Here is an 11,617-nt window from a genome sequence, read left to right as displayed (position 1 = left end):
GAATGATAGGGAGATTATATGGCTGTTAAATATAAAGAAATAGCAGATTGTTTAGAACGTGAAATTAGGGATGGGAAATTTGATAAAACGAAAAAGCTGCCGACAGAAGAAGAACTGATGAAAAATTTTGAAGTGAGCCGAAATACGATCCGAAAAGCCATTAATCAGCTGGTCAATCGAGGTTATATCTATCAGGTGCAAGGGAGCGGAATGTTTTTACGGGAAAAATCGGTATCAGATTATATTAACTTAGGCAGTCTTAGAGGATTAACAAAAGATTTGACTTCAAAAATAATTGAGACGAAGATTTTGGATTTACATGTGATAGAAGCTGATGAAGTAAAATCAAAACAAATGCGCTGTGAAGCGGGAACAAAACTTTATTATATTAAGCGGCTGCGAATTGTAGACAAAGAACCCTTCTCAATTGAAATAAGTTACTTTAAAAAAGATATTGTGCCATATTTAAATGAAGATATTGCATCGAGTTCTATTTATAGGTACCTTATAGAGGACTTAAAATTAAACATTGGTTTTGCCGACAAAGTAATCAACTGCGAAAAAATCGATGAAGCAAGTGCGAGATTGCTCCATGTTAATCCGGATGATCCAGCATTGATCATTGAAAATACAGTATTCTTAACTAACGGAACTATCTTTGAATTATCTAATTCTTTATTTCATTATCAAAAAGCAAAAATATTAAATCGAATCAATTTTAAATAAAATAAGATTTAAGCAGTTAAGACTCCTGTTCTTATCCGGTTTATTATATGGTGCTCCTGAAATCGCTCAGTGTACGTTCGTCTTGTAAATAATCAAATTACCTTTATGTTATTGTGGGTGCTCACACATAAAGCTATGAAGAAATCCTTGTCAACTGACGGGTGCTTTACTTCAGTTGCAGGCTGCCATTTTCGGCAGCTTTTTCTTATTATACAAACGGGTCAGGGCAGAAGAAGGAAATCAAAAACCATTCTATATAGAATGGTTTTAAAAAGGAATTACAAAATATTAGGATAAAGGCTATATGATTTCCCAACTTCCTGCAGTAAGACCTACTTTTATAGATATTCCTGCCAAATTGCATCAAAAGGTGATGTTCCAAGGTCTGATTGTATAGTCAGTGAAATACCAAGAGTTAAGATCATGATCCTTAATCCATAAATAATATATTTCGATTTACTTAACCTTTTCATACTTATTTAATAGATAATTCTTTAGTCATTAAAATGTGCGGAATTCCATCTTCCATAAATATACTTGATGAAGTCTGATAGCCAAGTTTTTTATAAAAACCCTCAGCTTGAGTTTGACCGTGTAATTTAACCCTGGATACTCCTTTTTCTTCAGCTATTTCTTCTAACGCTTTAATAATTCCTTTTCCAAGTCCAAATTTCCGGTAAGGCTCTAGGATACAGATTCTTTCCAATTTACCTGAGCCATCAACAACTCTTAATCTTCCCGTTCCGGCTGGCTGTTGATTGTAATAGACTAAAATGTGTTCACATAGTCCATTAAGTGTGTCAAAATCATCAAATTCATCTTCAAATGATACGCCTTGTTCTCTAACAAATACTTCTTTTCTGATATGAAATGCTTTTTTTAAATCATCTTCCACAGTTATTCTTTCTGACTCCACTTATCTTCAGCCCTTTCTGGATTTATTTAATCAGACAAGTCATAATAAATTAAATATCTTTGAACAGTATACAGGAAAATAATATTGTTGTAAATGCAACAAAAAACGTTGGGAGTTTTTTGAATGAAGGAAATACTTCGTGAAATTGGAATGATAGCAAGGGCATTAGACTCTATAAGTAATATAGAATTTAAAGAATATGATCTTACAAAAGGACAGTATTTGTATCTTATTCGAATCTGTGAAAATCCAGGAATTATTCAAGAAAAATTAGCAGAAATGATAAAGGTAGACCGAACAACAGCAGCCCGTGCAATAAAAAAACTTGCGATGCAAGGTTTTATTGAAAAGAAAAATGATGACAACAAAAAAATTAAAAAACTATTTCCAACTGGGAAAGGTGAAAAAGTATATCCCTTTTTAAAGAGAGAAGGAGAATACTCCAATATGGTTGCATTATCTGGATTTTCCGAAGAAGAAATAGATATCATTTATAATCTTCTTCAAAAGGTTAGAAAAAATATAGAGGTCGATTGGGACTTTGTAAAAAAGGGAAACAAGAGAGAATACTGAAAAAATAACTTGGATTTTGAAAAAACTCGCCTTTTTTTCTAAGGGGTTCCGTTTTGGGAGAGAAAATCTGAAAATACACGGTATTTAGCGCCTGGAATAGCAATAGGATTGGCACACTAATTCACACCGCTTTTAGCGGTGTCTTTTTTTGCATATAAAAACTCAGTTCATTGTTGAACTGAGTTAATAAGTTATTCCATAATAGCCCCATGCTTTTAATTAAGCGACAAATCATTCTCGGAATAAAATTTAAGATGTTCCATAGCAATTCAAATAATAAATTATTTTCAACAATATCACTCCGATAATCAATGTTTGACTAACTCTTGCATTGTATTGGATAAGCCTCCTATAATTGAAAAATTTTATTCATACTCAAATAGATTTAACCATTGACCATCGGGCGCTATTGTTATATGAGGAATCCTATTTCTTTCAAATATTTTATAAATATCAATGTTTTTCTTGTTTATCTTTTGTAAATGCTCAGATACATCTACTTTGGAAAAAACTATATAATCCATTGTTGTTGACCGCAAATAAAATTCATATATAAATTGTTTTTTACTGTCATTTACATACCCCAAATGACCTGTATCCCAAGTAAAAAAACGGGATAATGGAATGGATTTAACTGAAATGAAATTCGTAGAAAGTGAGTTAAACAGTTCTTCTTCATATTCTGGAATAATCGCATAGATGTAACATCCGTTCTTATAAAAACAAGAAACTTGGTCAACAAATTCCTGTTCTTCAATTTCTTCATCAAGAAATATCTCCGTTTTTTTCGAAAGTCTATCCACTTTTAACTCTCTCCTAATTCTTTTATCTTCAACAATCCTGCCCATTTATGGAATATCCATTATTTTTAATAATATCATATAAATCCCATTTAAATGTGGTCTGTCAGTAGTCATCGGCCATTCATATAAATTGGGAATTCTAAAGCCAATTAGCACACTTCCGTGAAATATATTGTACATGCGATCCTATTAATTTTTCGTAATTTTTATAAAATTGAAATAAATAATTGGATACATTTATTAAATATGATAAGATGGCATAAAATTTTTATAAAGGAGAATCAAAATGATCAATTACCATAATCGCCGCTTTGTGTCTGTAGAAAATACTGCAAATGGAGAGGTCTCCTCTAAAACTGTTTTTACGTATAAACAAGATGGCCAAATACTTTCAGCAGCTTATGAAGGCGGAGAGATTGTCAAAGGGACATTAATTGGGCTTGTTAAAGAGGATGGTACATTAGAATTTAAGTATAACCACGTCAATGTAAACAATGAAATCAGGGGAGGGCACTGCTTTTCCAAGCCAGAGATATTATCTGACGGCAGAATCAGACTTCATGAACAATGGCAGTGGTTTGACCGGGATCAGACAGAGGGAGAATCTATTATAGAGGAAATTGTTAAGTAAGATAATCAGACGATCTTTTTCACTTTGTACACAGAATTTTTCAAAATACCAGTCTGCCTTTCTTTTTTCTTTCTTGTTATCATCAAAAAAGTGAAGAGAACAAGAAAGAAAGGCTGATGAAGATGTTTATTAAGTTTACCAAAGAAGAAAAAATGATGATGATTGAAGATATTCAGCGCTACTACTACCAGGAAAATGGGGATGAAATTGGCGAGCTTGCGGCTGAAAATCTATTGGAGTTCATTAAAGAATCCATCGGGCCACACTTTTATAATCAGGCGATTAAAGACGCTAAAAATTTAGTTGAACAAAGAATGCAGACGATGGAAGAAGATCTTTATGCACTTGAAAGATCTATTAAAAGATAAATTAGTGTTAAGCTTACAGTCTCTGTAAGCTTTTTTTGAACAAAAAAATTGCGAAATCCCTGCTGTAATGCTATCTTTTATAGGATTATAGAAAAAAGGTGGATTCGTATGACAAGATTATTTACTTCAAAGAAGCTGAATGCCATGATGATTATGATGGCATTTGCATTAGTGATTGCCGGATGCAGCAGTTCTGCAGAGAAAAAAGAAGAAAAAACGGCATGGGATACAATAAAAGAAGAAGGCAAGCTGACAGTTGCTACTTCTGGCACGCTTTATCCAACGTCTTACCACGATTCAGAAACAAATGAGCTGACTGGATATGAGGTAGAGGTTGTTCGTGAAATGGCGAAGCGCATGGATCTGGAAGCAGAATTTTCTGAGATGGCATTTGACGGAATGCTGACATCCATCCAAAGCGGAAAAGTGGACATCGCTGCAAACGATATTATGATTAATAATGAACGAAAAGAAAAATTCGATTTCGCCGATCCATATAAATTTTCATACGGTACAGCGATGGTCCGGAAAGACGATCTTTCTGGAATAAAATCATTAGAGGATTTAAAAGGGAAGAAAGCAGCGGGAGAAGCAACGACTACATACATGGCTGTTGCCCGTGAATACGGAGCAGAGGAAGTCATTTATGACAATGCAACAAATGATCAATACTTAAGAGATGTATCAACTGGAAGAACCGACGTTATTTTAAATGATTATTACCTGCAGCGCCTTGCGGTTGCAGCGTTCCCTGACTTAAATATTGCCATTCATCCTGACATCAAGTTCAACCCTAACAGCCAGGGCATCATTATGAAAAAAGGAAGCGCTGAATTGAAAAAGAACATGGATGCAGCATTAAAAGAAATGCATGAAGATGGAACCATTTCAGAGATCTCGAAGAAATTCTTTGATGGTGCTGATGTTTCAAAAAAACCGGATGTTGATTTTGAGTAACTGGTAACTGAAGAAGGTGAGTGCGATGGGAGATATTCAGTGGGAATACGTCTTTAATTATGAACTTGCAGTGGAGTCTTTTCCATATGTGATACAAGGGATCTGGAATACCCTGCTCATTTCCTTAGTCAGCATGGCAATTGGCTTGGTGCTCGGTTTTTTTCTCGCACTAGGACGCACTTCTAAGTACTCGTTTTTCAGGTGGCCGGCTAGAATCTATATTTCGTTTATGCGAGGGGTTCCGATTCTTGTTATTCTGTTTATTTTATATTTTGGATTTCCAATTATCGGCATCGAGTTCACGGCCATAACGGCTGCTTTAATCGGCTTCAGTTTAAACAGTGCAGCCTATATGGCAGAAATTAACCGCTCAGCTTTAGCCTCTGTTGACCGCGGACAGTGGGAGGCTTCCAAGTCGCTTGGACTTTCCTACTGGCAGACGATGAGAGGAATTATTTTGCCGCAGGCATTCAGAATTGCGCTGCCCCCTCTTTCTAACGTGCTGCTTGATTTGACGAAAGCATCCTCACTGGCCGCGATGATTACTGTGCCGGAGCTATTTCAGCAGGCTAAAATAGTCGGAGGAAGGGAGCTTGATTACATGACAATGTATATTCTAGTTGCCCTTATTTATTGGGGAATTTGTTCTCTTTTGACAATTGCCCAAAATTACCTCGAAAAAAGATATGAATACCTATTATAAATTAAAGTCACAGCATTGGAGCCTGATTTTCATTAATAAGAAAATCCGGCTTCTTTGATTTTATCTTTTTTTAAAATGGATTATACTTAGTGCTGGGAGTAGGACTTCTGCATGAAATGATGTATGCAGCGTTTTAAGCCTGTTTCGTGCATGAACAGTCTCTCACACTAATGTAACAAGATATTTACTTAGCCATCTATAGTTAAACAGGAGGCAATAAAAATTATTCCATGAGAAAATTTTCATAATGATAGATTTTATTAAAACTGAAATACTAGTTGACGCACCGGAAGAATAGTAAAAAACAATTTATCTTTAATGAGGTGAAGGCATGACTATTAAAGGTTTGAATCATTTTTTATTTTCCGTTACTGATTTGGAGCACTCAATCAAATTTTACCAGCGTGTATTTGATGCAAAGTTATTGGTAAAAGGAAGAAGCACTGCCTATTTTGATTTAAATGGCATATGGCTCGCTCTCAATGAGGAAAAAAATATTTCCCGCAGGGAACATAATCAATCATATACACATATAGCTTTTTCAATAGATGAAGCGGATTTTGATAAAATGTGTGATCGGTTGAAAAAGTTAAATGTAAACATTCTTTCTGGGCGTTCAAGAGATGTGAAAGATAAAAAATCAATTTATTTTACAGACCCGGATGGTCATAAGTTTGAATTTCATACGGGTACACTGGAAGACAGATTGACTTATTATCGACAGGAGAAAAAACATATGGAATTTTTCTAATTTCAAACGAGGAAATACTTGCTTCTTCATAAATGATATAATTAGTTACCATGTATTTTTTTGGAGAATTAAAGTAAAACTCTTGTTTATATTGGGTATTCGTTAGTTGAAAAATAATCCAAAATAAAGAAAAGAAGTAAGAGGTATTAGTTTATGTTGAAAAAAAGATATGTCATACCATTTATAGGATTAATTTCGTTCATTATTCTTTTATTCTCTATGTATCATTTAATGAATTCAAGAACCTTTCAATTATTTGGCGGGTTAACCAGCAATGTTGAAACGTCACAAAAAGCAGTTGCATTGACATTTGATGATGGACCAGCAGGAAATACGGATGAAATATTGGCTATACTGGATAAATATCATGCGAAGGGTACCTTCTTTTTAATCGGAAATGAGCTGGAAAATCATGCGAAAGAAGGACAGATGATAGCGGAAGCGGGACATCAGATTGGTAATCATACATATTCTCACAGCAGAATGATTTTTAAGTCACCATCATTCATCAAGGAGGAAATCGAAAAAACAAACAACTTAATACGCCTTGCAGGCTATGAAGGAGAAATTGATTTTCGGCCTCCAAACGGGAAAAAATTAGCCTTGCTTCCCTATTATTTAAACAAACGTCAAATGGATACAATCACATGGGACATTGAACCAGACACATACTACAGTTCCATATCTGACAAAGTAAGTTATGTAACTGAAAAGACTGAACCAGGGTCCATCATTTTGCTTCATCCAATGTACGATAAGACTGGAAAAGAACTAAAAGCACTGGAAGAAATCATCAAATCATTAGCAGAAGAAGGTTATAAATTCGTTACGGTGAATGAAATACAAAAATATTAGGACTGTATAAAGGCAGTAATCCTGTCTTAATTTTGTTTATACATAAACATTCAATTAGAAAAAGCAACCTGAGAAATGAACCAGGTTGCTTTTTGTATTAGATGTCATATCCCATGTAATTATTCTTCTCCTAAGATATTAATAATCCAGTTTTTTAAATCAACAATCCGTAATTGATCAATGTGACGCCCGGTTCCTGTAACGATTATAGGAGCATAAGAATCGACTTTGTGCATAGAACCGTGGGCTCCTCCGCCAGCATGTTCTGGAGAGCTTTCTCCTATGAATTCATAGCCGGGGTTTGCATCCGCTATTAGAAATTCTCCTTCTTGTGAATGAATGGCTCCATACAATCTTGATAAACCATCAGGGTAATCCCCATAGCTAAGCTGTTTGCGGCTATTTGCTTTCAAATCTAAAATGTCCATGTTCCCTTTTATCTCCCAGTTTTGATGATAACGATCTTGATAAGGGCCTCCAGGTTTAAATTGGAGAGTTCCTTTGCTTCCTTTTGAAATAACTTGCACCATATCGTTTTCTTTCCAGGCAATCCAGGCAATCCGGGGATCTGTCTGCAAATTACTGGCTATTTTTTTTATAGAGGGATCCTTTTTCAGTTTGTATATATATGCCATTCGTTCATTTGCAGTAATAGCAATTTCAGTGTTTTTTTGAACTTGATCACCAAGCTTTAAAAGCTTGTAATCCGATAGGGCATCTCTTAAGTCGATCAAGGCTTTCTTTTTGTTCTTTTCTACAGCTGATTGGTTACCGTCCCCCATAATAATCCATACTGTGTTTGCGAGAGCGTCATTCCACTTTGGATAAGTATTCAATATTTCTTGAAGATGTTTATCAAGCTTTTCAATCCCATCCGTTGTTTTAGGTCCTTTTCTATGGACTGCATGATCATTTTCAGGCAAGTACAATATTGTAAAGTCAGGAAGAAGCTTGTTTTTTAGAAGATAGGTTAACTCTTGAACAGCAAAAGCATCATTAATACCTAATCGATTTATCACATGATTGTTTTCCGGATCCTGATTAAGAAAATCTCCTAAAGTTAATATCTTTGGTCCGGTTGTATTGTATTTGTCCGGCAGGGAAGTCGTTTTTGCTAAAATTTTTGGAACCCTTAAGGTATGCTGATAATTTCCCCTGTATATTACTGCATTGATAGAGGCAGTTTGTTTTCCTCTATCATCCAGATCTTCATGGATTGTTTTCACATTTTTACTTAGATCTTCGTTATTAAATTGATAGAGGCTGTTGTCTGCCACATTCGTAACTCCATACTTTAAGGTTTCTAAGAGTCCATTCCCATAGCTGATCACCCGCTGTTCATCTTCGTTATACCAAACAAGACCGGGTATTTTATGCTTATCCGGGCTTGTTCCTGTAAGCAAAGTGCTGTCAATGGTAACGGACATAGTTGGATAAGCACTTACCAGCTCTTTACTGTACTGACCGTTGTTCAGGAAAAATTCGAGTGCAGGGGCTTTATTTTCATGAATCGCTTTTTTTAATGGTTTGTCCATTAATGAATCCACAACAAGAAGAATCACTTTTGGTGAAGAGGAGTTTTTTGTTTGAATAATGTTTGGAGAGACTTGATCATTATTTGCTGAGCAGCCGGTAATCAGGATGATCGAAAGGGTTACAAGAGCTAGTGCACAATTCTTCATTCAGACTCCACCTTCGGTTTACAAGTTCTCCTTATTATTTACAATATCTCTGCAATCATGTTAAAAAACGCAATGAAAAAGTGAATAAAGAATTTTTTATAAGGGGAAGGTAAGATAGCGAAAAGGAAATCAAATAGTCGGCTCAAGAATCATTTGGAGTGAAAAAATTATGCCCTCAATCAAGATAGACAGCTGCAATTCTTTTCATTACGAAGAATTCGGTCAAGGGATACCGGTTATATTTATTCATCCTCCCGGTATGGGAAAAAAAGTGTTTTTTTATCAGCAGAATTTATCAAAGCATATGAGAGTTATTTTTCCGGACTTAAGCGGCCACGGAGATAGTGAGACTGCTTCGCAAGAAATTTCGATTTCGTATTATGCAAGTGAAATAGTATGTTTTATGGATGCTTTAAATCTGGAAAAAGCTGTTATATGCGGATACTCAGCGGGGTGCCAGATCGCCCAGCATCTTGCCATTTATCATTCAGAAAGAATCGAATTGCTCATTTTATCAGGCGCCTATCCATGCGTTGATGATGCGTCAGGACAAATATTGCATCGTTCCGGCATTTATATGGCAGATAATCATTTGAATTTATTAATAGAAATGATTTCAAGGAGTCATACAAAAGATAAAAAGATGAGAAAAATGCTAAGTGGCCATATGAAAAAAGCGGACAAAGAAGTTTGGAAGCAATATTATATTCACTCTTTGCAATACAGCTGCCTCGACAAACTTCATCTCATCACGATGCCTATGCTGTTTATGTACGGTGAAGCAGGAGACTGGACGAACCATTATTTAAAACTTTATCGAAATAAATGCAAACACGCAGAATTTTTCCTATTTACTAACCAAAATCATCAGCTTCCTACGAAGAAATGGAACATATTCAATGAAATTGTTACAGGATTTGTCCTGAATCGAGTGAATTTCACCCATGACAATACCATAAATTTACAAAGGCGGCTCTTTTAAAAAGGCCGCCTATTTTATTATGAATGAAAGGATTTTTTAAGAGAGAGAAGATGTCCTTTAGGCAAGGGCATTTGTCTCGGAGCTCAGATTACAAAAGTGGAAGCTCATATTGTTTTTAGAGAATGAATCAAACCCTATCTTATTTAAAAGGAGCAGCTTGTTAACCCTTTGAGCCAATAGAAAGAACTTTGCTGAAGATTCTATTTTTGCACTCACTATCCAACAGTAAATTTGATAATATTGGAAAAGAGGAATAGAAAGGAAGTGTTGATGATGAAAGCGGTCCTTTTTGATTTTGACGGAACTTTGGCCAATACTTTGCCAGTGTGTTTTTATGCCTTTCAATCAGTATTTAAAGAGTTTGATAGGAGAGATGTTTCTGCAGAAGAAATAGTTGGGATGTTTGGTCCTTCAGAAACAGGGATTATTCGGGAGAATCTTCTAAATGAGGAAAAAGAGAAAGCAATTGAAAGATACTATGAAAAATATCTTGAGATGCATCCAGAGCTGGTTGAAAAAAACAATGAAATAGATGAATTAATCCGGCTTCTAAAAGACAGGGGATTAAAGCTCGGCATTGTGACTGGAAAAGCAAAAAGAAGTTTAGAGATATCCTTAGAAGCCCTAAACATGGTTGGCCTGTTTGACGTAATCATTACAGGAGACGATGTTAAAAAACCAAAACCTCATCCTGAGGGAGTAAAGAAGGCATTATTTATTCTTGGCACAGAAAATAATGAGGCCCTTTTTATCGGAGACAGTGAGGCAGACATTCTTGCAGGAGTTCGAGCAAATGTTTATACAATCGGGGTGCAATGGCTGCCGGAATATCAAACGATTAATTTTGTTACACAGCCAAACCAAGTTATGAAAAATATAAAAGAATTTAGAGAATTTATTAATCGGATGAACACCAGAAATTTAAGATTTTTAATTTAATACAAGTTTATCGAATGTTGAACCTCACAGCTGAAAATTTTTCATCCTGTTTACAAAGGCGGATATTTATGAAACTTATAGAGTTACAATTATATAAAACTGAATATTTCGATCTTATCAATAGATTCAGCCTGCCGGAGGATCAGCTTCCGTTCACTGCATTACCAAATCTGATGGCGGAAATAACATATGAAAAACACCCTGTCGTCATTATATGCGGTATGGAACCAGTCGGTTTTTTTGTTCTGCATTCAAGTGACAGAGTGAAAGAGTATACTGACAATCCGGATGCCATGCTGCTGACTGCATTTTCAGTTAATCATGTTCAGCAGGGGAAAGGATATGCATTCCGGGGAATGAATCAATTAAAGCCGTTCCTAAATCAGCACTTTCCAAAATGCAAGGAAGTTGTACTCGCAGTCAATAAAAGAAATATTCCAGCTCAGAAGCTTTATCAAAAAGTTGGATTTACTGATACGGGAAGAAGAAAGATAGGGAGAATTGGAGAACAATTGATTTTGAGTTTGAAAGTATAACATTAAACCAGCCTGCGTCTGATTTAGATGTTTGGTGGATTATGTACATATAGGAAGTAATCAGTCGCTGGCTGGAAATAAATAAAACTTCTGCGGTACTTAAATGCCGAAAGCCTATTATCCGGCCAAATTAAGTTTTATTAGATGAGTTCCGTTATTGCGGAATTTTCCGTAATAACGGAACTCATTCGAAAT

The 11,617-nt window shown here is 35.4% G+C and carries 14 protein-coding genes and 1 pseudogene; 11 read left to right on the top strand and 4 right to left on the bottom strand.

The features are described 5' to 3' along the window. Positions 1-18 precede the first annotated feature (18 nt). Positions 19-726 (top strand): GntR family transcriptional regulator, encoded by a 708-nt coding sequence (locus tag QLQ22_RS14650; RefSeq protein ID WP_223435700.1) that lies wholly within the window; start codon positions 19-21, stop codon positions 724-726. A 265-nt stretch (positions 727-991) separates the two neighbouring features. Here QLQ22_RS14650 and QLQ22_RS14645 read toward each other — a convergent pair. Continuing rightward, positions 992-1,199: pseudogene (locus QLQ22_RS14645) on the bottom strand (DUF6198 family protein); the annotation flags it as partial. A gap of 2 nt (positions 1,200-1,201) precedes the next feature. Next, on the bottom strand, positions 1,202-1,642 hold the full coding sequence (locus QLQ22_RS14640; protein ID WP_223435699.1) for a GNAT family N-acetyltransferase: 441 nt from the start codon (positions 1,640-1,642) through the stop codon (positions 1,202-1,204). Between the two features lie 123 nt (positions 1,643-1,765). On the opposite strand from QLQ22_RS14640, the gene QLQ22_RS14635 reads away from it, so the two are divergent. Beyond that, positions 1,766-2,215 carry a MarR family winged helix-turn-helix transcriptional regulator gene (locus QLQ22_RS14635; RefSeq protein ID WP_284015047.1) on the top strand — a complete coding sequence of 150 codons (450 nt, stop codon included), beginning with the start codon at positions 1,766-1,768 and terminating at the stop codon, positions 2,213-2,215. A gap of 365 nt (positions 2,216-2,580) precedes the next feature. Here QLQ22_RS14635 and QLQ22_RS14630 read toward each other — a convergent pair whose 3' ends face one another. Continuing rightward, positions 2,581-3,063 (bottom strand): hypothetical protein, encoded by a 483-nt coding sequence (locus QLQ22_RS14630; protein ID WP_252207030.1) that lies wholly within the window; start codon positions 3,061-3,063, stop codon positions 2,581-2,583. A 241-nt stretch (positions 3,064-3,304) separates the two neighbouring features. On the opposite strand from QLQ22_RS14630, the gene QLQ22_RS14625 reads away from it, so the two are divergent. The 6 genes from QLQ22_RS14625 (at position 3,305) to QLQ22_RS14600 (ending at position 7,283) form a co-directional block, all read left to right on the top strand. Beyond that, positions 3,305-3,649 (top strand): avidin-fold protein, encoded by a 345-nt coding sequence (locus QLQ22_RS14625; protein WP_223435697.1) that lies wholly within the window; start codon positions 3,305-3,307, stop codon positions 3,647-3,649. A 116-nt stretch (positions 3,650-3,765) separates the two neighbouring features. Next, positions 3,766-4,017 carry a DUF2164 domain-containing protein gene (locus QLQ22_RS14620; protein WP_338036975.1) on the top strand — a complete coding sequence of 84 codons (252 nt, stop codon included), beginning with the start codon at positions 3,766-3,768 and terminating at the stop codon, positions 4,015-4,017. Between the two features lie 108 nt (positions 4,018-4,125). After that, positions 4,126-4,974: a transporter substrate-binding domain-containing protein gene (locus QLQ22_RS14615; RefSeq protein ID WP_223435696.1), complete on the top strand. Its 849-nt coding sequence runs from the start codon at positions 4,126-4,128 to the stop codon at positions 4,972-4,974. Between the two features lie 25 nt (positions 4,975-4,999). Continuing rightward, complete coding sequence (locus tag QLQ22_RS14610; RefSeq protein ID WP_223435694.1) at positions 5,000-5,677, top strand: amino acid ABC transporter permease; 678 nt, start codon at positions 5,000-5,002, stop codon at positions 5,675-5,677. Positions 5,678-6,008: 331 nt separating this feature from the next. Further along, positions 6,009-6,428, top strand: a complete 420-nt coding sequence (fosM, locus tag QLQ22_RS14605; protein WP_284015046.1) for a FosM family fosfomycin resistance protein — start codon at positions 6,009-6,011, stop codon at positions 6,426-6,428. Positions 6,429-6,584: 156 nt separating this feature from the next. Next, positions 6,585-7,283 (top strand): polysaccharide deacetylase family protein, encoded by a 699-nt coding sequence (locus QLQ22_RS14600; protein ID WP_423246262.1) that lies wholly within the window; start codon positions 6,585-6,587, stop codon positions 7,281-7,283. Positions 7,284-7,402: 119 nt separating this feature from the next. On the opposite strand, the gene QLQ22_RS14595 is transcribed toward QLQ22_RS14600, so the two are convergent. Then, entirely contained in the window at positions 7,403-8,965 is a 1,563-nt protein-coding gene (locus tag QLQ22_RS14595) for an alkaline phosphatase family protein (protein WP_284015044.1), read from the bottom strand. Between the two features lie 169 nt (positions 8,966-9,134). Between QLQ22_RS14595 and QLQ22_RS14590 the strand changes: the two genes are divergently transcribed. The 3 genes from QLQ22_RS14590 to QLQ22_RS14580 all read left to right on the top strand — a co-directional run bounded on the left by QLQ22_RS14590 (position 9,135) and on the right by QLQ22_RS14580 (position 11,422). Continuing rightward, positions 9,135-9,947, top strand: coding sequence for an alpha/beta fold hydrolase (locus tag QLQ22_RS14590; RefSeq protein ID WP_284015043.1), 813 nt, complete (start codon positions 9,135-9,137; stop codon positions 9,945-9,947). Positions 9,948-10,217: 270 nt separating this feature from the next. Further along, positions 10,218-10,886 carry an HAD family hydrolase gene (locus QLQ22_RS14585; RefSeq protein WP_284015042.1) on the top strand — a complete coding sequence of 223 codons (669 nt, stop codon included), beginning with the start codon at positions 10,218-10,220 and terminating at the stop codon, positions 10,884-10,886. A 68-nt stretch (positions 10,887-10,954) separates the two neighbouring features. Then, a complete protein-coding gene (locus QLQ22_RS14580; protein ID WP_223435684.1) occupies positions 10,955-11,422 on the top strand; it encodes a GNAT family N-acetyltransferase in 468 nt (155 codons plus the stop codon). Positions 11,423-11,617 lie beyond the last annotated feature (195 nt).

This window comes from Metabacillus hrfriensis, assembly GCF_030127205.1.
Taxonomy (GTDB): Bacteria; Bacillota; Bacilli; order Bacillales; family Bacillaceae; genus Bacillus_P; species Bacillus_P dongyingensis.
Note: the sequence above shows the minus strand (reverse complement) of the source record. Positions and strands in the feature narration are given on the sequence as shown.